The following is a 21,645-nucleotide window of genomic DNA, read 5'->3' as shown; positions in this document are numbered from 1 at the left end:
TCACATTCCAATCGAAGCGAAGAAGATCGCGAACAGGCCGTCGAGCACGATCACCAGGAAGATCGACTTCACCACCGATGTCGTGGTCTGCCGTCCCAGCGACTCGGCGCTGCCTTTCACGCGCAATCCTTCGCTACAGGCGACGATCCCGATCACCAGCGCCATGAACGGCGCCTTCAGGATCCCCACCTCGAAATGAGTGATGGAAACGGCGTCATGCAGCCGTGCGATGTAGATCGCCGGTCCCATGTCGCCGTAGAACTGTGCGACCAACCCGCCGCCATAAAGCGCGGCAATCGATCCGATGAAGGCGAGGATCGGCAGCGCGATGACGAGCGCGGCAACGCGCGGCAGGATCAGGACGTCGATGGGGTCGAGCCCCATGGTCGAGAGCGCGTCGATCTCCTCGCGCATCTTCATCGAGCCGAGCTCGGCGGTATAGGCGCTTCCCGACCGTCCCGCGACCATGATGGCGACGATCAGCACGCCGAGCTCGCGCAGCACCAGGATGCCGACCATGTCGACGGTGTACGACTCCGCGCCGAACCTGCGGAAATGGAAGAATCCCTGCTGGGCGATGATGGCGCCGATCAGGAAGGTGATCAGCACGATGATGGGAATCGCCTGCCATCCGATGCGGTAAAGCTGATAGACCAGCGAGGTCAGCCGCAGCGATCGTGGCCGGCGCAGCACGCCGATCACGGCCATGAATAGCGCGCCGAGCATTTGCAGAAAGATCGTGACGTCTTCCCGCGCACCGATCGTGGCCTTGCCGAGATCGCCGAGCCTGAGCAAAACCGGATTCGGCACGGCCACGGGTGCCGGCCTGTCGCGGTTGACCTGGCGCACCTCGTCCATCAGCCCACTGAATTGATCGGCGACACCGACGAATTCAGCCGATCTGCCGGATGATGCAGCCCGGCGCGACAGCTTCTCCAGGACCCAGGCGCCGAGCGTGTCGAGCGCGCTGACGCCCGACATGTCCAGGGTCACGGCTCTGGATCGATCGACGTCCGCCCCGACCGACCGGGACAGCGATTCGAGCGTCACCACATTCGCTGCGGTCCACGGCCCTTCCGGGCGCAATTTCAGCACATCGCCGGATGGCGTCGCCAGCAACAGCGGTTCGGGGTTCACGCTTCCACCTCATCGGGACGATTGGCGCCCATTCAGCCGGGATTTCTAGGCCAGCATGTGGCGGCCGGGTTGACCTGTCTCAAGACCAGGGCAACACCGCACCTCCTTGACGCATATCAAGTACGGTTGCGCCCGAGGATCCTAGATTCGCTGGCGATCAATGGGGGTATCAAGCCATGTTCGACAGCGACAAGATGAGCGACGAACTGCGAGCGCTGAAGGTTGACGTCACGCGCCTTTTGAGCACCGCCGGCGAGGAGATCTACGACAGTTCGAAAGATCGGGCCGAGGCGCTGGCCGATCAGATCAGGGCTGCGCTCACCGAGCTTGGCGAGACCGTCGACGAAGAGCAGGAGCAGCTTCAGGGCCTCATTGCGGAGCGGCCGATCACATCGCTCGCCTCCGTCTTCGCGCTCGGCGTGATGGTCGGCTTCATGCTGAGGAGGCACTAGGTGAATACCGAGAATGTCGTCAAACATCTGCGCGTGCTGTGGCGCACCGATCGGATCATCGCGGACGTCAGGCTGCGCCATCTGTTGATGGGGCTTGGCCTTCGCGCCTTCGCGGCGCTGATCGCGGCCTTCGGACTCCTAATGCTGGAGCTCTCGGCCTATTTCGCGCTGGTGCAGATCTGGAGTGCGGTTGCCGCCGCCGCCATCCTCGGCGCCGTCAACTTCGCCATCGCGGCCGCTCTGTTCATGGTCGCCGGCCGCGCTCCGTCAGGGCGTAACATCGAACTTGCGAACGAAATTCATGATGCATCCATCGAAGCCCTTCAGCTCGAGGCGCGCGCGCTCCAGGTCCAGGTGTCAGGCGCCGTGCATCATCCGCTCAGCACCGTCGTGCCGGTGCTGGTGCCGCTAATTGCGATCATCGTCAAGAATTTGCGAACGACGGCCAGGAAATCCACCGCAACGTCGGCTGAAGCGCACTCTTAAAGCACGCGCTCAGAGCTTCAGCCTGACGTCGCAGATATCAGGCTCGGCGGGATCCGGCTTGACCTCGAAGCCGAGCTGCCGGCACATCTCGAGCATCACTATGTTCTCCTGGAGCACGTCGCCCGATATGGTCTTCAACCCTTCCGACTTCGCGTAGTCGATGATCAGCTGCATCAGGGCCCATCCGAGTCCCCTGCCCTTGAGATCGGACCGCAGCAGAATGGCATATTCGCCGCTCTCGTAGATCGAATCCGAATGGAGCCGGACGACGCCGACCATCTCGCCGGTCTCCTGGTCGAATGCGATGAAGGCCATCGCGCGTGCATAATCGAGCTGGGTCAGGCGCGCGATGAACTCGTGGGTGAACTCCTTCATCGGCGCGAAGAAGCGCAGGCGGAGGTCTTGCGGCGTGACGTGACGAAGGAATTCGTGGATGGTCGGCTCGTCCTCGGGGCGCATGGGCCGCACGAAGATCCGCCAGTCGTCCTTGAGCTTGAGGCGGCGCTCCCATTGTGACGGATAGGCCCGAACGGCGAAATTGGCCGGGCCGGAGCCGGCGAACTTTCGCTGCGGCGGCCCCACGGCGACGCGGGCATCGACCGCGGTCACGCCGATTTCGTCCGCGAGCAGCGGGTTGATGTCGAATTCGCGGATTTCGGGAATGTCAGCGGCCATCTGCGCCAGCTTGACCAGCACCATGGCGACAGCATCCGGCTTCACTGCCGGCACGTCCCGGTAGGCGCGAAGCAGCCGTGACACGCGCGTGCGGTCGATCAGGTCGCGGGCGAGCTGCAGGTCGAGCGGCGGCAGCGCAAGCGCCTTGTCATTGATGATCTCCACGGCCGTCCCGCCCCGGCCGAAGACGACGACGGTGCCGAAGGTGGGATCATCGGCAAGACCGAGGATCAGCTCGCGCGCCTTCGCCTTGACCACCATCGCTTGCACGATGACACCGCTGATGCGGGCTTCGGGTCGCAGCTTCCTCGCCCGGGCGAGAATGTCGGTGGCCGCCGCGCGCACCGCATCCGGCGTGGTCAGATTGAGGACGACACCGCCGACATCTGATTTGTGGACGATGTCACGCGACATGATCTTCAGCACGACGGTGGCGCCTTTCGCGAACATGTCGTTCGCATAGGCCACCGCCTGCTCGACATCGGTTGCGGCATAGGTCGGCACCATCGCAATGTCGTAGGCTTCGAGCAGGTGCTTGATCTCGACAGGCTCGAGCCATTGACGGCCGTCTGCGATCGCGGCAGTGACGATCTGCCTCGCCGCCTTGGCGTCCGGCACGAACGTATCGGGCATCGCCGGCGGAACCTGGCTCAGCTCCTCCACCACTTCGCGGTGCCGGACCAGATGCATGAAGCCGCGCACGGCATCATCCTCGGTCGGGTAGTTCGGAATGCCCGCGCCGGAGAGCGTCTGAATGATGTTCTGGTCGGCTCCGACCCAGGCGGCAAGGACGGGCTTTGCCCAGCGGCGGTGCTGCTCGCGATATTTGCCGACGAGCTCCGTCACGGTCGTGGCGATGTCGGCCGCCGAGGCGATCGCCGTCTGCACGTTGAGGACAAGCACGGCGTCATTGTCGGGATCGGCGAGCAGCACCTCCAGCGCTGCTGCGTAGCGCGAGGCGTCGGCGTCACCTACGATGTCGACGGGATTTGCACCGGACCAGGTCGGCGGCAGCACGTCATCGAGTTTCTTACGCGCGTCCGCCGAGATCGATGCCGGAATACCGCCAAGCTCGACCAATCGATCGATGGCAAGGACGCCGATGCCACCGCCATTGGTCAGGATGGCGAGCCGCTTTCCCGCCGGCGATTCGACGCGGCCGAGCGTCTCGGCGCAATCGAACAGCTCGCGCAGATCGGAGACCCGCAGCACGCCCGCGCGGCGGAACGCCGCGTCATAGACGGCGTCGGCGCCGGCGAGCGCCCCGGTATGCGTGGCCGCGGCCTTCGCTCCCTGCGCCATCCGGCCGGACTTCACCACGACGACCGGCTTCACGCGCGCGGCGGCGCGCGCCGCCGACATGAATTTGCGGGCGTCCTTGATCGCCTCGATATAGAGCAGGATCGCGCGGGTCTTGTGATCCAACGCGAAATAGTCGAGCAGGTCGGCAAGGTCGACGTCGGTCTGATCGCCGATCGAGACGATGCCTGAGAAGCCGACGCCGCGCTGCGCCGCCCAATCGACCATGCCGGCCGCGATCGCGCCCGATTGCGAGATCAGCGCGAGATTGCCCGCGCCTGGCATATGCGCGGCGAAGCTGGCATTGAGGCTCACTGCGGGCATCATGATGCCGAGACAGTTCGGGCCGATCAGCCGCATGCCGTATTTGCAGGCCGCGGCGATTGCAGCCTCGTGCAGGGATCCCGGTCCGTGGCCCAGTCCGGCCGAGACGATCAGCGCGCCCGCCGAGCCGCGCCGTCCGGCCTGGTCGATGATGCCGGGAACTTCCCGCGCAGGCGCAGTGATGACCACGAGCTCGGGCACAAAGTCCAACCTGTCCAAGCTCTTCACGGCGGCGATGCCGCCGATCTCGCTATGGCGCAGATTGACCAGCCCAAACTGCCCCTTGAATTCAGCGCTGCGGATGTTCTCCAGGACGGCGCGTCCCACCGAGACCGGGCGAGCACTCGCGCCGACCAGCGCGACCGAACGCGGTGACAGCAGATTCTTCAGGCGGTAGGTGGACATGAAAGCAAATGCGCCCGGTCGCTGGCGGTTCCGAGGATGGAAATCAGGCTGAAAACTGCGTGCCTAGTGCGAGATCATAACCCAGCACGGTGGCTGGCCAATGACGGTCTTTGTCACACCGCCCCAAACGATCTCGTTGAGGCGCGAATGATGATAAGCGCCCATCACGATCGTATCGATAGCATGGGAATTCGCCCAGCTTCCGAGCACTTTGCCGATCGAACTGCCCCCGCATTTCGCCGATTCGAACGAGGCGTGAACACCGTGTTCCCAGAGGTGGTCGACGAGAGCCGTTCCGGATTGCACGATCGCGTCGGTCTTCTCGTCCGCCACAGTCACCACGCGGACCGAGGCGGCCGCCTGAAGGACTGGCAGCGCATCGCCGACCGCACGCGCCGCACGCGCGGAGTGATCCCACGCGATCATGACGTTCTCGAACTCCGGTCGCAGCTCATCGACATGCTGTTCCGGGCAGAGCAGGAGCGGCCGCCCAGATTCGAACAGGAACGTCTCGATGATGTGTTCCGTTCGGCTGTCGTGCGGCTTCACCGGGAGCAACGTAAGATCGCTGAAGCGCCCATGTTCGGCCAGGATCGAGGCGATCTGGTCTGCGGGCACCTTGGCCGATCGGCCGTGGGCGCGAATGTCGGCGCGGGACGATGCATCTGTGAAGGCATTCAGGAGCAGTTGCATATCGCCGGTCCCAAGCGACCCTGTTTCCTCGGCCGCAGCGGGATCGTCCGGCAGCAGCACTTTCGGCCGCACGAAAACATCTTCCTGGAGCGCAAGTGCGGTGATCCTGGCGCCGAGGTCCGCGGCGACAGCCACGCATTTCTCGATCGCGGTCAGAAGCGGCCGGCGCGGCTGGCCGACAAGCGGCAGAAAGACGTCCTTGATGGCCATCGGGATTCTCCTTGGCCGTCAGCATAGCCCGGCCTTCATCGGGACGCTTGATCCTCGTCAAGCCCGGGGAACTCCGTCCTGTCGGTTGGCGACGGCCCGTTGACCAACATCAAGGACTGGCCGCTCGGCCATTCTATGAATAAGTCAGTCCGAGCGGTTCGCCCGGGAGAGGTTCATGCGTGCAATGGTGTTGCCAGCCTCACGAGCGCAGCTCCGGATGGAGGAGCGGCCCGATCCTGTCCCCGGCGAAGGCCAGATCCGGGTGAAGGTCAGCGCCTGCGGCGTATGCCGCACCGATCTTCACGTCGTCGATGCCGAGCTGCCCGATATTCGCTATCCGATCGTGCCTGGTCACGAGATCGTCGGCCGGGTCGATCTCGTGGGTCCGAATGTTGCAACGCATGCACCCGGCGATCGGGTTGGCATTCCCTGGCTTGGTTTTACCTGCGGCAAGTGTCGGTTCTGCCGGGACGGCATGGAAAACCTGTGTGAGGCGCCCCTCTTCACCGGCTACACGCGCGACGGCGGCTACGCAACGCACACGATCGCTGACGCGCGCTACGCGTTTCCACTCGGCGAAAACGGCAATGACGTGGAGATTGCTCCTCTGCTGTGCGCAGGGCTGATCGGCTGGCGCTCGCTGGTAATGGCCGGCTCCGCCAGCAAGCTCGGCCTCTATGGTTTTGGCGCGGCCGGCCACATCATCGCGCAAGTTGCGGTCTGGCAGGCACGATCCGTCTATGCATTCACGCGGCGTGGCGATGCCGCTGCGCAAGGCCTTGCACGCCGTATCGGCGCCGTCTGGGCAGGGGCCTCTGACGAAACGCCGGACGAGCCGCTCGACGCCGCCATCATCTACGCGCCAGCTGGCGAACTCGTCCCGGCCGCGCTGCGCGCCGTACGCAAGGGCGGCCGCGTCGTGTGCGCCGGAATCCACATGTCGGACATTCCAAGCTTTCCATATGAGCTGCTCTGGGAGGAACGGCAGCTGGTCTCGGTGGCCAATCTGACCCGGCAGGATGGCCTCGATTTTCTCAGGATCGTCCCGCAAGCTGGCATACGTACCGAGACCACAGCATTTCCGCTCGATCAGGCCAACGAAGTTCTGAGCACGCTGCGGAATGGCCAGATTCTCGGCGCGGCCGTGCTGACGCCCTGACGGTGACGCAGATGCCAAAGTCGATCAGAGATGAGACGGAGGCCCAGAACCGGATATTCCAGTTCCTGACTGGACGTCCTGGCGTGAGACGGATCGATACCCACGCGGCTTCGGTGTTTCTCGACGGCGACCGCGCGCTGAAGATCAAGCGGGCTGTGCAGTTTCCGTTCCTCGACTATTCGACGCTCGATAAGCGCAAGGCGGCCTGCGAGGAGGAGATCAGGATCAACCGGCCGCTGGCGCCGCAGATCTATCATCGCGTCGTGGCGATCACGGAGGAGCCGGATGGGTCGGTGAAGATCGACGGGCCCGGCCGGCCGATCGAGTATGCGGTCGACATGTCGCGCTTCGACGAAAGCCAGACGCTGGATCATCTGGCCAAGGCCGGCCCGCTCGATGAGAATCTGGCTTCGGCTGCCGCCGACGCGATCGTGGCTTCGCATGCGGCGGCGGGCCGCTCCGACGGCAGGGCGTGGATTTCCTCCATCCCCGGCCTGATCGATGGCAACTGCAATGGCCTGGGAAAAGGCAATCATTTCGACGCTGAAGAAATCGCGCTGCTCGGCAGAGCCTCGCATGCGATGTTTCTGCGCCTCCGCACCTTGCTCGAAGAGCGCGGCCAGCAGGGTTTTGTGCGGCGCTGCCACGGCGACCTGCATCTTGCGAACATCGCGTTGATCGGCGGGCGGCCAATCCTGTTCGACGCCATCGAGTTCGATGCCCAGATGGCAACTGTCGACGTGCTCTACGATCTCGCATTCACATTAATGGACTTATTGCACCACGATCAACCGCTCGCGGCCAACATCGTCCTGAACCGATATCTCGCTGCGACACCATCCGACAATCTCGACGCGCTCTCGGCCCTGCCGCTGTTCATGTCGATCCGGGCGGCGATCCGCGCACAGGTGGCGCTGGCACGGCTAAAGCCGCCGCGTTCTGATGATGCCGGCATCCTTGACGATGCACGGCGCTATTTCGGCCTCGCCCGAGCGCTGATCCACCCCCCAGCTCCGCGGCTGATTGCCGTCGGGGGACTGTCCGGCACCGGAAAGACCGTTTTGGCGCGCGCGCTCGCCCCGGTCGTCGCGCCACAGCCGGGGGCGATCGTGCTGCGCAGCGACATCGTCCGCAAGCAGATATTCGGGATCAAGGACACGCAGCGGCTGCCGCCATTCGCATACACGCCAGAGGTCACGGCCCGCGTTTACGGGACATTGGCTCGTTACGCCCGGCGCGTGCTGGCGCAAGGCCATTCGGCGATCATCGACGGTGTATTCGCCGCCGAGGGCGAACGAGACGCGATCGCCGCACTGGCGCGCGAGCGCAACGTCCCGCTGAACGGCCTGTTCCTCGTCGCCGATCTCGCGACCCGGCAGGCGCGAATCGGAAGCCGCCGGGGAGATGCATCCGACGCCACGCAAGAGGTTGCCGCGCAGCAGGAGCGCTATAATATCGGTCATGTCGGTTGGGCGACCATTGATGCATCCGGGACACAGGAGCAGACGCTCCAGAGCTGCCGGGACGCAATCGCTGAGGTCAAATAAGGCAATCTGATTGACGCGGGCAAGGATGGCGCGACCCAGCACGATCTCGACGACCGCCCGCGCAATGCCGGCAACGCGGCGCAATGCCCTGCCCGGCCGCCTCAGCCCCGGCATGGCCTGCGACACGGCGTTCCGGATCATCGCGCGCCGTCACCTCGATGCCGTCCTCGCCCAGCACGACGGCACCTGCCGCGGCGATCCCGACGCCCTGCACCAGATCCGGATCGCGCTGACGCATCTGCGCACCGCCATCCGCTTCTTCGCGCCGATGGTCGACGACGCGCTGCGGCCGAATGTCTGGGCCGAGCTGAAATGGCTCAACAGCCAGCTCGGCATGGTGCGGGACCTCGACGTGGCGATCGAGCGGGTCGTCGCCGAAAGTGGCAACGAGCTCGCCGTGATCGCCGAGCTCCAGCACTGGGACGAGAAGCGCGCCGAGAGCCACCGCCTGCTGGCGCGCGCGTTGCAATCCGCGCGCTATCGCCGCCTGGTCGAGCAGACCTCGGCCTGGATCGAGAGCGGCCCCTGGTCGACGCGGCGCAGCAAGGAAGCCATCAGACTGCGTCGCTGCTCGCTCGCCGACCACGCGACAGCGCGGTTGACCGAGTGGGAGACGACATTGCTCAAGAAGGCCCGGAAGCTGAGCAAGCTCGACGTCGAGAAACGGCACAAGCTGCGCCTCCTCAACAAGCGGATGACCTATTCGGTCGAATCGCTGGCGGATCTGTTTACCGACGGATCAGCGACGAAGCGGAAGTCCATCCTCAAGCAATTGCGCAAGGCGCAAAGATCTCTCGGGCAGTTGAACGATGATGCGCGAGGGCAAACGCTCGCGGCGTCGTTGAACGGTGTCGGCTTCCAGGCCGGCAATCGCTTCCTCGACCGCAAACGGGAAAAGAAGCTGTTGCGAACCGCCGCGGCGGCTTACCGCAAACTGGACAAGGCCAAGCCCTTCCGCTCCTCGGACCTCGCGCCAAATGCAGAGCCTGAGGACTAGGTGCGGACGTAGTCTCCCGGCGCTTCGGGCAGGCCCGAAGGGGCATCGCCAAGCCCGATCTGCGGCGGATCACAGGGCCCCCCGGAGCGCGCCGCCAGCCATCCGGCCCATTCCGGCCACCAGGAGCCCTCAACTCGCGGAGCCAGCTTCAGCCACTCATCTGCACCGACATAGGGCGCGTCCGCAGCCTTGGTCATGACCTGATAGCTGTGCCCAGGGTCATCAGGCGGAGCGACGACACCGGCATTGTGGCCGCCGCTGGTCAACAGGAACGTCACGTCGGCATCGACCTGATAGTGAATCTTGTAGACCGACCGCCACGGCGCCACGTGATCGGCCAGCGTGCCGACCACGAACATCGGCGCATGGATGTCCGAGAGCGAGATGCTCCTGCCTTCGACGCGATAGCGGCCTTCGGCCAGCTCATTCTTGAGAAACAGTTGGCGCAAATACTCCGAGTGCATGCGATAAGGCAGCCGGGTCGCATCGGCATTCCAAGCCATCAGGTCGCTTGGCGGACTGCTTTCGCCCATCAGATAGTCATGCGAGAGCCGCGACCAGATTAACTCGTTGGAGCGCAGCAGCTGGAACGCACCGGCCATCTGCGTCGTATCGAGATAACCACGCTGCCACATCATGTCTTCGAGGAAGGCGACCTGGCTCTCGTTGATGAAGAGCGTCAGCTCGCCGGCCTCGGTGAAGTCGGTCTGGGCGGCAAGGAGCGTGATCGTGCCGAGTCGCCTGTCGCCGTCGCGCGCCATTGCGGCAGCGGCAATGGACAGCAACGTTCCGCCCAGACAATAGCCCAGCGCATGGGTCTTCCGACCCGGCATGATCCGGCCGATCGTGTCCAGCGCGGCCATGACGCCCAGCCTGCGATAGTCATCGAAGGCGACATCGCGGTCGTTGGCATCTGGATTGCGCCAGGAGATCGCGAACACAGTGAAGCCTTGAGCGGTCAGATACTTGACCAGCGAATTCTGCGGCGACAGATCGAGGATGTAGTATTTCATGATCCAGGCCGGCACGATCAGGATCGGCTCGGGCCGCACTTGCGCAGTAGTCGGATAGTACTGGATCAGCTCGATCAGCTCGTTGCGATAGACGACCTTGCCAGGCGAAGCCGCCACTGTCTTGCCGACGACAAATTGCGGGTCGCCCGCCGGTTTCGATATCGAAAGCAGACGCATCAGATCGCTGCACCAGTTCTGCCAGCCGAAGACGAAATTTTCCCCGCCGCTCTGGAATGCCTTCTCCAGCACCTGCGGATGGGTCGCCGCGAAATTCGACGGCGCCAGCATGTCGAGCATCTGACGCACCGAGAACTCGACGATGGCCTCATTTGCATGCGACACGCCGCGCACGCCGATGGTGGCATCGTGCCACCAGCGCTCTGCGAGCAGAAACGCCTGCGCTAGCAGATTGAACGGCGGGACCTCCCATTGTGGTTGCCTGAAGCGACGATCGCGTCCCTGCGGCTGAATGACGGACCACGGCTTTTGCGACGTCGCATGCACGACAGCTTCCAGCAGCCGGCCGGTGTCGCGAAGAACGTTGCTGGAAATCTCCATCTGGCGCTGCGGGGCTGCGGCGAGATGCGAGCTCCAATCGAGCCAGGCGAGCGACAAGGCCGTCGGCGAAATCCCGCCCGTGAACCGTGCCAGCATGGCATGAAACGCGCGGTCGAGAGGATACGGGGGTGATGCAGGCGGGAGATCTGCGGCGACCGGCTTGCCTGCGGGTTTTTCGGGGCCTGCCGCGGCGGCTCGAGGGTCGGCAACGGGATTGACGAGAGCATGCGCCACCGGCTCGTCGGCCCGTGGAAGTATCTGGACGACGTTCATGGCTGAATGTTCCCTGCGGGCTTCTGGTCTCGAGGCAGGATATGGCGATGCTTCGGATGCGCGTTGAGCTGCATCAAATCCGGCCCAGATCACAATCGCTGAACCAGGACCAAGCGGCCTCGTCCGCTTGACCTGGGTCAAACCGCATCTCGACGTCCCCGCTAGGTTTTGCGCATCGACATTCGACGAGCCAGCGGAGTTCTTCATGCGCGCCCACCAGATCATGACCCGGTCGGTCATTTCGGTTACTCCTGACACCAGCATCGTCGAGGCGGCGAACATCATGCTGAAGCGGCATGTCAGCGGTCTCACGGTCGTCGACGATACCGGCAAGCTGGTCGGCGTCGTCTCGGAAGGAGATTTCATCCGCCGCAGCGAAATTGGCACCGGACGCAAGCGGGGGCGCTGGCTGAGGTTCATTCTCGGTGCCGGCAAATCGGCCAGCGACTTCGTCCACGAGCATGGCCGCAAGGTCTCGGAGGTGATGACAGCCTCGGTCGTGACCATCACCGAGGACACCGCGCTCGCGGAGATCGTCGATCTCATGGAACGGAACAACGTGAAGCGGCTGCCGGTGGTGCGCGGCGACAAGGTGGTCGGAATCGTGTCCCGCGCCAATTTGCTACAGGCGGTGGCGGGGCTCGCTCGCGAAGTGCCAGATCCGACGGCGGACGACGATCACATTCGCAGCCGCATCATCGACACCATGGAGAAGAACGACTGGTGCCCGTTCGGGCTGAACGTCATCGTCCGTGACGGCATCGTTCACCTCAGTGGCGTCATCACCGAAGAACGCGCACGGCAGGCGGCCATCGTCGCGGCGGAGAACGTCGAAGGCGTGAAGACGGTGCACGACCATCTTTGCTGGGTCGACACCATGTCGGGCGTCTATCTGAACTCGCCCGAGGACGACGAGCTCGCCAAGGCGAGCTGATCAAGCCGAGCTGATCGCGGCAAAGCTCAGCGAGGAATGACGGCGGTGGCCTCGATTTCGACGCGCGCCGCCTTCTCGACGAGCCGGACCACCTGGACCAGCGCCATCGCAGGATAGTGCGCTCCGAAGACGTCGCGGTAGACCCTGCCCAGCTCCTTCAGATTTGCCAGGTACTCGTCCATGTCGACGACATACCAGGTCAGACGCACGAGGTGTTCGGGCCGGGCGCCCGCTTCGGCCAGGATTTCGGCGATGTTGCTCAGGGTCTGGCGCACCTGCGCGACGAAGCCGTCCGCGAGACGCTCTTCGGCATCCCAGCCGATCACTCCGCCGGTGACGACGATCCGCCCATCGGCAGCCATGCCGTTGGCATAACCCTTCGGCATTGGCCAGCCGGACGGCTGGAGGATTTGCGCGCGGGAGCGGGTTTCGTGCTCGGCTGCAGTCGGCAGCACCGCGAGCTGCGGGCTTTTTGGCGTCGTCACGGACAATTCTCTATCCTTCTCTCATTCCGCAGCGACGCCTGAGGACGTCGCTGCAGCCTGCGCCAGCTGACGCAGGGCAAAACGCTTCAACTTGCCAGTCTCGGTCTTCGGCAATTGCGTCACGAATTCGATCGCGCGCGGATATTTGTACGGCGCGATCTCGCGTTTGACATGTTCCTGCAACTCGGCCACGAGCTGCGCGTCGGGCGTCACACCGGGCGCGGCGACGACATAGGCCTTCACGATCATGCCGCGTGCCTCGTCCGGCGCACCGACGACCCCGCATTCGACGACGGACGGATGCGTGAGCAGCGCTGCCTCGACATCCGTGCCTGCGATATTGTAGCCGGCCGAGACGATCATGTCGTCCGAGCGCGACTGGTACCAGAAATAGCCGTCGCTATCCATCAGATAGGTGTCGCCGGTGATGTTCCAGCCGTTCTGGACGTATTTCCGTTGCCGCTCGTCGGCGAGATAACGGCAGCCGGTCGGCCCACGTACCGCCAGTCGGCCCATCGTGCCCGGCGGCACGTCGTTGCCGGCATCGTCGACGATCTTGGCCTCATAGCCCGGCACCGGCTTGCCGGTCGCGCCGGGGCGAATCTCCTCCTCGGTCGCGCTGATGAAGATGTGCAGCAGTTCGGTCGAACCGATGCCATCCATCAGCTTGATGCCGGTGGCCTTCAACCAGGCCTCGAATGTCGGCTTGGGCAGCGTCTCGCCCGCGGAGACGCATTTGCGAAGCGAGGAAATGTCACGGCCCGCGAGCTTGCCGAGCATGGCCCGGTATGCGGTTGGTGCGGTGAAGCAGACCGTGGTCTTGTACTGCTCGATCGCATTCAGAATGTCGTCCGGCGTCGTCTTCTCCAGCACCACGAAGGAGGCGCCAATATGCATCGGAAACAACACACCGCCGAAGCCGAAGGTGAAGGCGAGCGGTGCCGAGCCGACGAAGCGATCCTTCTGCTCGGCGCGCAAGATATTGCGCGCGTAGCCGTCGCAGACCGCCAGCATGTCCCGGTGGAAATGCATGGTGCCCTTGGGATCGCCTGTCGTGCCCGACGTGAAGGCGATCAGGCAGACGTCGTCGGACGCGGTATCGACAGCCCTGAACTCCGGGCTCGCATCCGCGATCAGCGCTTCGAGCGAATCGGGGGCGCCATTGCCCCAATAGACCACGTGCTTGAAGGCGGGTGCCGCGGCTTTCGCCTTCTCCATCTCCTCGGAGAGCTTTCCGTCACACAGCGCGAGCGTGATCTCCGCCTTCTGGATCGGATAGGACAGCTCCTTGGCGCGCAGCAGCGGCATGGTCGCCACGACGATGCCGCCGGCCTTGATGACTGCGAGATAGGTCGCGACCATCATCGGATTGTTGGCCGAGCGCAGCAGCACGCGCCCGCCGGTCACGAGACCCAGCTTGCCGACCAGCACATTGGCGATGCGGTTCACCAGGGCTTGCAGCTCGCGATAGGTGTAGCTGACCGCAGGACTGATGACGCAAGGCGCATCGCCGTGGCCTTGCTCGACCCAGCGATCGAGGAAATAGCTGACGCAGTTCAATCGCGTTGGGTAGCGCAGCTCCGGCCGCGTGAAGATGAATTCGGGCCAGAGCTCGCGCGGCGGCAGATGTTGCCGCGCGAACGTATCGACATGGGCCGTCGCAGTATTGCCGTCACACGAGCCCGGAACCTTGGCGGCGTTGGCCATCGCACGCTCCTTTCAGCATGGATTGCACCCGGCAGCACGATCTGGAAAACATTTTAGGCTTAAAACAATTTGGCGCAATAGCGGATTTTGGGCATTCCTTGCTTTTTCCTGCGGCAAATGGGTTCGGCGGCCCGCCCCGCCCGCCTGCTTACGGCCGGCGGCGCGCGGCCGATTTCTGCGCCGACGCCTTGGTCCTGGCCAGGAGCCGCATCAATTCGCGCACATCCTTCGGCGTCAGATCGGCGAAGAGGTCGGCAATCCAGGTTTCGTGTTCCGCAGCCATCCTGCGAAACTCGGCACGGCCGAGCTTTGTGAGGCGGATCACCTGGACGCGGCGGTCGGTCTCCGAGGTGCGCCGGTCGAGATGACCGGATTCCACCAGCCGCTCGACGAGGCCGGTGACGTTGCCGTTCGACACCATCATGCGCTTGGAGACATCGGATAGCGTCATGCCGTCCGGCGCCTTGTCGAGCTGCGCCATCAGGTCAAACCGGGGCAAAGTGACGTCGAACCGCTGCCGCAGCCGGCCGCGGACTTCCCCTTCGATGAGGGTCGTGCAGGTCAACAGCCGCAGCCACAGCCGAAGCTCTTCGGCATGATCCTCCGGCGTTTCGACGGCCTTGGTCTCGGAATCGAGCATGTTGATGCAGTCACTCACGGCCGGCATTGGCGCCGGCACGGATTTCCTAACGTTTTGAGCTTCAAATAAATCGGGGCCGGCTGCAAGTCCAAAGCTGCAACAATCGACCGTACGTCAATTTCTTTAGGCTTCAAATAATTGGCGCGCCGCTTGCATGCGCCGCTGCCCACAGGATGCGACGCCTCGAGCTCGGCTTGCCGCGGCGGCCATCATCGGCATAAGCTTGGATTGGAGTACGCGGCTTGCAGCGCAAGCCGATCGTCACGAGGGACAGATCATGAAGACGCAAATGACCTTGGCCGCAGCCGCTATGCTGCTCGGCACCGCGATGAGCCCTGCCCTCGCCCAGGAGAAAATCAAGCTGGGTGTGGTCGTGACCCTGTCGGGGCCAGCCGCCGCGCTGGGCCAGCAAGTCCGCGACGGCTTTGCGCTCGCAGTGAAGGATCTCGGCGGCAAAATGGGCGGCCGCGATGTCGAGGTGATCGTCGCAGATGACGAATTGAAGCCGGATGCGGCGGTGACGAAGGTCAAGGGCTTGCTCGAGCGCGACAAGGTCGACTTCGTGGTCGGCCCGATCTTCTCCAACATCCTCCAGGCGATCCACCGGCCCATCACAGAATCGAAAACCTTCCTGATCAGCCCCAATGCCGGTCCGTCGACGTTTGCCGGCAAGGACTGCAACCCGTTCTTCTATGTGACCTCCTACCAGAACGATCAGGTGCACGAGATCCTCGGCAAGGTTGCGCAGGATCGCGGCTACAAGCGCATGTACCTGATGGTCCCGAACTATCAAGCCGGCAAGGATTCGGTGGCGGGCTTCAAGCTCGACTACAAGGGCGAGATCGTCGAGGAATCCTACATGCCGCTGAACACGCTTGACTTCCAGCCGGAGCTTTCCAAGATCTCGTCGCAGAAGCCCGATGCGCTGTTCACGTTCATGCCGGGCGGCCTCGGCGTTAACCTCGTCAAGCAATACCGGCAGGCAGGACTGGCCGACAGCATTCCGGTGCTCTCGGCGTTCACGGTGGATGAATCGACCTTGCCGGCGCAGCAGGACGCGGCCGTCGGCATGTTCGGCGGCGCGAACTGGGCGCCCAATCTGGATAATCCGCAGAACAAGAAGTTCGTTGCCGCCTATGAGGCCGCCTATAACAGCGTGCCCGGCACCTACGCCTTCCAGGCCTATGACGCCGCGATGCTGATCGACAGCGCGGTCACGGCGGTCAAGGGCGATCTCTCCAACAAGGACCCCGTCGCCGCCGCTTTGAAGAAAGCCGACTTCACCTCGCTGCGCGGCGCCTTCAAGTTCAACACCAACGGCTATCCGATCCAGAATTTTTACCTGACCAAGGTCGCCAAGCGTCCGGACGGCAAGTTCCAGACCGAGATCGTGCAGAAGGTTTTCGAGAATTACGGCGACCGCTATGCCAAGGACTGCAAGGCGGCGAACTAAGGCCGTGTATCGCGTTAAGGGAGGACCGCAATGAAGAGCGAAATCACCGGCATCACCCGGGCCAATGAGGGCATCCAGGGCATCTCCTGGAACATCCTCGGCCAGACCTATGTGCCGAAAAGCTACGCCGAGAACAGTTTCTCCTGGCATGCGACACTGCCGCCGGGCACGTTCGTGCCGCCGCATATTCACCCTGACCAGGATGAGTATCTCTACATGCTGGAAGGCAAGCTCGATTTCATGCTCGGCAATTCCGAGGCGCAGGCGACCGCGGGCGACCTGATCCGCCTCGGCATGGGCGTGCCGCACGGCATCTTCAATAAGTCGGAGCAGACCGCAAAGGTGCTGTTCTGGGTTTCGCCGAGCCGCAAGCTGTTCGACCTGTTCTGGGGCCTTCACAACATGAAGGAGCAGAAGCCCGAGGACGTGGTGGCGATGGCCGCCGAGTTCAACATCCACTTCCTGCCGCCGCCGCCCGGCAGCTAGCTAAAGTGGGATGAAGTTAGGCTCGTTCGGTGGCTGGGGCTCCACCTCTCCCAGCGGGGAAAGGTGATCTGAGTTCCGGGCTAGCGCCGATTCCCTCAATCTCATCCCGCTCTACCGCCGACTTCAGCGCGCACCGCCGCAAGTCCCGGCACTGCGGCAAAGCCTGCCTTGGTGGCATAGCCGCGCACGATGGCTTCGCGCTGGGAATAGCTCAGGACGTTGTCGACATTGTCGAAGCCATCAGGCGCGAGCTGCTCGACGGCGTCGATGACGCCTTCGGGGCCACCGCGCCGGTTGGAGCGGACGATCTCGGCCGTCATCGGCAGACGCTTCTTCTCGTATTCGAGCAGCGCCTGACGCGGGTGCTCGGCGCGCACCAGCACGTCGGCAAGGCAGCGCGCATCGAGGATCGCCTGCGAGGCGCCATTGGAGCCGACCGGATACATCGGATGCGCGGCATCGCCGAGCAGCGTGACGCGCCCGGACGACCAATAGGGCAAGGGATCGCGGTCGCAGGTCGGATATTCGTAGAATTCGGGCGTCGCCGAGATCAGGCTCTTCACGTCGATATAGGGCACCGAGAAGCGCGCGACATGCGGCATCAGCTCCTCGCGGCGGCCCGGCCGCGACCAATCTTCTTTCCGCGGTGGAGGTGCATTGCCTTCGCCCACTTTGACCAGCACCGCCCAATTGGTCAGACGGCTCGCCGGACTCGATCCTTCCGCGATCGGATAGATCACCACCTTGGCGTTGAGACCGCCGGCCACGATCATCGATTTGCCGGTGAGGAACAGCGGCCAATCGCGGGCGCCGCGCCACAGCATCAGGCCATTCCAGCACGGCGGCCCCTCGTTCGGGAACAGTGTCTCGCGGACGCGCGAATGGATGCCGTCGGCGCCGATCAGGATATCGCCGCGCGCGGTGTGGACATGCGCGCCGACGCGATCGAAGAAATAGGCCGTGACGCCGCCCTCGTCCTGCGTGAACGCACCCAGCCGGCAGCCGGTGTGAATCGCTTGCTGCCCGAGCCGTTCCTCGACGGCGCGATGGATGACGCCCTGAAGGCGCCCACGATGGATCGAGAATTGCGGCACGTCGTGGCCGGCGTCGATGCCGCGAGCTTCGCGCCAGACCTCCTGGCCGTGGCGATTGAGGTAATAGAGCTGATCAGTGCGGATCGCGACCTCGTCGAGCTTCTGCAACAGGCCAAGCCCGGCCAACTCGCGCATGGCATGCGGCAGCGTGTTGATCCCGACGCCGAGCTCGCGAATGGTGTCGGCCTGCTCGAAGATCTCACAATCCAGGCCGCGCGAGCGCAACATCAATGCCGTGGTGAGACCACCGATACCGCCACCGACGATAATCGCCTTCATCGCCCTTACTCCACTCGAAACACAGGCAATGGGTTAAGGTCGCACGGGCGGTCACTCCGCCGCAAGCGGCTTTGTCGCCTCCGCCTTCAGCTCGGCCCGGGTCTTGGGCTTAGCCTTAATTCTCAGCTCCTCGAAGTCCTGCCGGTCGCGGACGCTGTTACGGAAAATCTGATCCTTTCCGGGCAGATATTGCGGCGGGCAGAAAGCGTCGTTTGCCCCATACCAAGCCGCCGCCTTCATGGTGAAGAACGGGTCGACAAGATGCGGACGGCCGAGCGCGACGAGATCCGCCCGGCCGGCGGCCAAGATGGTGTTGGCCTGGTCCGCCGTCGTGATGTTGCCGACGCACATGGTGGCCACCCGCGCCTCGTTGCGGACCTGGTCGGAGAACGGCGTCTGGAACATGCGGCCGTACACCGGCTGCGCATCGCGCACGGTCTGCCCGGTCGAGACGTCGACGAGATCGACACCCGCCTCGGCAAAGGCGCGCGCGACGGCGACGGCGTCATCGCCGGTGATGCCGCCCTCCGCCCAATCAGTCGCAGAGATACGCACCGACATCGGCTTGTGCGACGGCCACACCGCCCGCAATGCCTCGAAGATCTCGAGCGGAAACCGCAGCCGGTTTTCGAGCGAGCCGCCATAATCGTCGGTGCGGGTGTTGGTGAGCGGCGAGATGAAGCTCGCGAGCAGATAGCCGTGGGCGCAGTGCAGTTCGAGCATGTCGAAGCCGCAGCGCTCGCCGCGCTCGGCCGCCGCGACGAAAGCGTCCCTCACCGCGTTCATGCCGGCGCGATCGAGCTCGCGCGGCACCTGGCTATCGGGGAAATAGGGCAGCGGCGATGCCGAAAAGACCTCCCAACCGCCCTGCTCCAGCGGCCGGTCCATGCCGTCCCACATCAATTTGGTAGCGCCCTTGCGGCCGGCGTGGCCCAGTTGCAGGCAGATTTTCGCGGCCGAATTGCCGTGGACGAAATCCACGATGCGTCGCCACGCGGCTTCCTGCTCGTCGGTCCAGAGACCGGCGCAGCCGGGCGTGATCCGGGCATCGCGGCTGACGCAGGCCATCTCGGTGAAGATCAGCCCGGCGCCGCCGATCGCGCGCGATCCGTAATGCACCAGGTGGAAGTCTGTCGGCACTCCCTCCTGCGCCGAATACATGCACATCGGCGACATCACCGCGCGATTGGCCAGCTCCATCTCGCGCAAGCGGAACGGCTGGAACAGCGGCACCATCGGCCGGTCGGTGTCGACATCGAAGCCGCTGCTGCGCACCTGCTTGGCGAACGACTTGTCGACCTCGGCCACGAAATCCGGCGCGCGGAGCTTGAGATTGTCGTAGGTGATCGCCTTCGAGCGCGTCATCACGCCGAAGGCGAACTGCACGGGGTCAAAATCCCAGAAGCGGTCGACATGCTCGAACCAGACCAGCGAGACGTCGGCGGCATGCTGCGTCTTCTCGACCTCCTCGCGGCGGCCGTTCTCATAGACCTCCAGTGCCGCCGCGATGCTGGGCGCCTTCTCCATCGCTTCGGCCAGCGCGATGGCGTCCTCCATCGCAAGCTTGGTGCCCGAGCCGATCGAGAAATGCGCGCTCGCCTTGGCATCGCCAAGCAGGACCATATTGTCCTTGACCCAGCGCTTGCTGCGGATCATGGGGAAGTTGCGCCACATCGAGCGGTTGGTCAGTAGCTTGTGCCCATCGAGGAACCAGCCGAAGATGTCCGCCATCCGCGCGGCGGACTGAGCCTCGTCCAGCCCCGTCAGCCCCGCCCGCGCGAACGTCTCGGGATCAGTCTCGAAGATCCAGGTCGAATGCCCGGCCTCATACTGATAGGCATGGGCGATGAAGGGCCCCCACTCGGTTTCCTGGAAGATGAAAGTGAAGGCATCGAGCGGCCTGGTCGAGCCCATCCAGGCGAACTTGTTGGAGCGAACGTCGACCTCGAACTGGAAATGATCGATGTATTTCTCGCGGAAGCGGCTGTTGATACCGTCCGCAAGAAGGACGAGGTCGGCGTCGGCGAAGCGGGATTCGTCGTCGATATCCACTTCGAAATGCAGGGAGACGCCCAGCTCGCGTGCCCGCTCCTGAAGGATCAGCAGCAGCTTCTGCCGTGAGCAGCCGCAAAAGCCGTTGCCACCGACCCGGTGCACCGTGCCGCGGAAATGCACGGCAATGTCGTCCCAATAGGCGAATTCCTGAGTGATGCGGCGGTAGCTCGGAAGATCGTGCTTCTCGAAATTGTCCAGCGTGGCGTCCGAGAACACCACGCCGAAGCCGAACGTGTCATCGGCCCGATTGCGCTCATAGACGGTGACTTCGGCGCCGGGGCGCTGCTTCTTGAGCAGGATCGCAGCGTAGAGACCCGCAGGTCCGCCACCGATGATCGCGACTTTCATGGGAGCCTCGCCAATTCACCTGGTCACGAAAACTATTTTAAGCCTAAAATAATTTTGCGCAAGTCCCCCGTTGCTGGTCTGCCCCTAAAGGTGATCGTCCTAGTCGCCCCTGAAAACCGGCTTGACCTTGTTGGCGAACGCCTCGAAGGCGCGCTCGAAATCCGCCGTCGTCATGCACAGCGCCTGGGCAACGGCCTCGGCCTCGATCGCCTCCTCCACCGACATCGCCCATTCCATCGCCAACATCCGCTTGGTCATGGTGTTGGCGAAGGTCGGTCCTTCTGCGACCTGCTTGGCCAGCAATTGCGCTTGGGGCAGCACCTGCTCGGGCGTGACGAGGCGGCTGAAGAAGCCCCAGCGCTCGCCCTCCTCCGCGGTCATGAACCGGCCGGTGTAAAGTAGTTCGGAGGCGCGTGACTGACCGATGATCCGCGGCAGGATCGCGCAGGCGCCCATATCGCAGCCGGCGAGGCCAACCTTGTTGAACAGGAACGCCACCTTTGTGCCACTCGCCGCGAGGCGCATATCCGACGCCATGGCGATGATCGCCCCGGCGCCGGCGCAAATGCCCTCGACCGCAGCCACGATCGGCTGCGGGCAGGCCCGCATCGCCTTGACAAGGTCTCCGGTCATGCGTGTGAAGGCGGTCAGCCCCTTGGTATCCATCTTCACGAGCGGGCCGATGATCTCGAACACGTCGCCGCCAGACGAGAAATTGCCGCCGGCGCCGGTGACGACGATGGATTTGACCGCATCATCGAACGCGCAGGCGCGGAAGAAATCAGTCAGTTCCCGGTAGCTTTCGAAGGTGAGCGGATTCTTTCGGTCGGGGCGATTGAGCGTAACCGTCGCGACACCGTCGACCACGGCCAGCAGGAAGTGCTGCGGCGAGTAATCTGCAAGCGGTATGGTGACGGGATTGGCTGGTCTGCTCAT

The 21,645-nt window shown here is 63.9% G+C and carries 18 protein-coding genes; 8 read left to right on the top strand and 10 right to left on the bottom strand.

Features of this window, described 5'->3' with window-relative positions:
* On the bottom strand, positions 1-1,137 hold the full coding sequence (locus XH85_RS16155; protein WP_128932583.1) for an ABC transporter permease: 1,137 nt from the start codon (positions 1,135-1,137) through the stop codon (positions 1-3).
* A gap of 176 nt (positions 1,138-1,313) precedes the next feature.
* Here XH85_RS16155 and XH85_RS16150 point away from each other — a divergent pair, with 176 nt between their 5' ends.
* Both XH85_RS16150 and XH85_RS16145 read left to right on the top strand, forming a co-directional pair.
* Entirely contained in the window at positions 1,314-1,589 is a 276-nt protein-coding gene (locus XH85_RS16150; RefSeq protein WP_128932582.1) for a hypothetical protein, read from the top strand.
* A complete protein-coding gene (locus XH85_RS16145; RefSeq protein WP_128932581.1) occupies positions 1,590-2,075 on the top strand; it encodes a phage holin family protein in 486 nt (161 codons plus the stop codon).
* Between the two features lie 9 nt (positions 2,076-2,084).
* On the opposite strand, the gene XH85_RS16140 is transcribed toward XH85_RS16145, so the two are convergent.
* Positions 2,085-4,778, bottom strand: a complete 2,694-nt coding sequence (locus XH85_RS16140; RefSeq protein ID WP_128932580.1) for a bifunctional acetate--CoA ligase family protein/GNAT family N-acetyltransferase — start codon at positions 4,776-4,778, stop codon at positions 2,085-2,087.
* Between the two features lie 63 nt (positions 4,779-4,841).
* Positions 4,842-5,681, bottom strand: a complete 840-nt coding sequence (locus tag XH85_RS16135) for a universal stress protein (protein WP_128932579.1) — start codon at positions 5,679-5,681, stop codon at positions 4,842-4,844.
* Positions 5,682-5,856: 175 nt separating this feature from the next.
* Between XH85_RS16135 and XH85_RS16130 the strand changes: the two genes are divergently transcribed.
* The 3 genes from XH85_RS16130 to XH85_RS16120 are packed head-to-tail and all read left to right on the top strand — an operon-like array spanning position 5,857 to position 9,384.
* The gene (locus XH85_RS16130; RefSeq protein ID WP_128932578.1) at positions 5,857-6,840 is read left to right on the top strand and encodes a zinc-dependent alcohol dehydrogenase family protein; all 984 of its coding nucleotides are present in this window, start codon (positions 5,857-5,859) and stop codon (positions 6,838-6,840) included.
* An 11-nt stretch (positions 6,841-6,851) separates the two neighbouring features.
* On the top strand, positions 6,852-8,387 hold the full coding sequence (locus XH85_RS16125) for a bifunctional aminoglycoside phosphotransferase/ATP-binding protein (RefSeq protein ID WP_420837887.1): 1,536 nt from the start codon (positions 6,852-6,854) through the stop codon (positions 8,385-8,387).
* A 25-nt stretch (positions 8,388-8,412) separates the two neighbouring features.
* On the top strand, positions 8,413-9,384 hold the full coding sequence (locus tag XH85_RS16120; RefSeq protein ID WP_128932577.1) for a CHAD domain-containing protein: 972 nt from the start codon (positions 8,413-8,415) through the stop codon (positions 9,382-9,384).
* Here XH85_RS16120 and XH85_RS16115 read toward each other — a convergent pair.
* A complete protein-coding gene (locus XH85_RS16115; RefSeq protein ID WP_128932576.1) occupies positions 9,381-11,228 on the bottom strand; it encodes a PHA/PHB synthase family protein in 1,848 nt (615 codons plus the stop codon). The two genes, XH85_RS16120 and XH85_RS16115, sit on opposite strands and share 4 nt — an antisense overlap.
* 205 nt (positions 11,229-11,433) lie before the next feature.
* Here XH85_RS16115 and XH85_RS16110 point away from each other — a divergent pair, with 205 nt between their 5' ends.
* Positions 11,434-12,162, top strand: a complete 729-nt coding sequence (locus tag XH85_RS16110; protein ID WP_128932575.1) for a CBS domain-containing protein — start codon at positions 11,434-11,436, stop codon at positions 12,160-12,162.
* Between the two features lie 26 nt (positions 12,163-12,188).
* Here the strand turns inward: XH85_RS16110 and XH85_RS16105 are convergent, their stop codons facing one another.
* From XH85_RS16105 to XH85_RS16095, 3 genes are all read right to left on the bottom strand, one after another.
* The gene (locus tag XH85_RS16105; RefSeq protein ID WP_128937292.1) at positions 12,189-12,647 is read right to left on the bottom strand and encodes a RidA family protein; all 459 of its coding nucleotides are present in this window, start codon (positions 12,645-12,647) and stop codon (positions 12,189-12,191) included.
* A gap of 21 nt (positions 12,648-12,668) precedes the next feature.
* Entirely contained in the window at positions 12,669-14,354 is a 1,686-nt protein-coding gene (locus XH85_RS16100; RefSeq protein ID WP_128932574.1) for a benzoate-CoA ligase family protein, read from the bottom strand.
* A gap of 148 nt (positions 14,355-14,502) precedes the next feature.
* Complete coding sequence (locus XH85_RS16095; RefSeq protein ID WP_164934521.1) at positions 14,503-15,021, bottom strand: MarR family winged helix-turn-helix transcriptional regulator; 519 nt, start codon at positions 15,019-15,021, stop codon at positions 14,503-14,505.
* Between the two features lie 250 nt (positions 15,022-15,271).
* On the opposite strand from XH85_RS16095, the gene XH85_RS16090 reads away from it, so the two are divergent.
* Together XH85_RS16090 and XH85_RS16085 are read left to right on the top strand one after the other, a co-directional pair.
* Positions 15,272-16,447, top strand: coding sequence for an ABC transporter substrate-binding protein (locus XH85_RS16090; protein ID WP_128932573.1), 1,176 nt, complete (start codon positions 15,272-15,274; stop codon positions 16,445-16,447).
* A gap of 30 nt (positions 16,448-16,477) precedes the next feature.
* Positions 16,478-16,933: a cupin domain-containing protein gene (locus XH85_RS16085; RefSeq protein WP_128932572.1), complete on the top strand. Its 456-nt coding sequence runs from the start codon at positions 16,478-16,480 to the stop codon at positions 16,931-16,933.
* Between the two features lie 101 nt (positions 16,934-17,034).
* Here XH85_RS16085 and XH85_RS16080 read toward each other — a convergent pair whose 3' ends face one another.
* The 3 genes from XH85_RS16080 to XH85_RS16070 all read right to left on the bottom strand — a co-directional run bounded on the left by XH85_RS16080 (position 17,035) and on the right by XH85_RS16070 (position 21,645).
* Complete coding sequence (locus tag XH85_RS16080; protein WP_128932571.1) at positions 17,035-18,306, bottom strand: flavin-dependent oxidoreductase; 1,272 nt, start codon at positions 18,304-18,306, stop codon at positions 17,035-17,037.
* Between the two features lie 51 nt (positions 18,307-18,357).
* Positions 18,358-20,709 carry a bifunctional salicylyl-CoA 5-hydroxylase/oxidoreductase gene (locus XH85_RS16075; protein ID WP_128932570.1) on the bottom strand — a complete coding sequence of 784 codons (2,352 nt, stop codon included), beginning with the start codon at positions 20,707-20,709 and terminating at the stop codon, positions 18,358-18,360.
* Between the two features lie 99 nt (positions 20,710-20,808).
* Positions 20,809-21,645: an enoyl-CoA hydratase family protein gene (locus XH85_RS16070; protein ID WP_128932569.1), complete on the bottom strand. Its 837-nt coding sequence runs from the start codon at positions 21,643-21,645 to the stop codon at positions 20,809-20,811.

It is taken from the genome of Bradyrhizobium zhanjiangense (genome assembly GCF_004114935.1).
Taxonomy (GTDB): Bacteria; Pseudomonadota; Alphaproteobacteria; order Rhizobiales; family Xanthobacteraceae; genus Bradyrhizobium; species Bradyrhizobium zhanjiangense.
The sequence above is the reverse complement of the archived record's forward strand: the minus strand, read 5'-3'. Positions and strand labels throughout refer to the sequence as shown.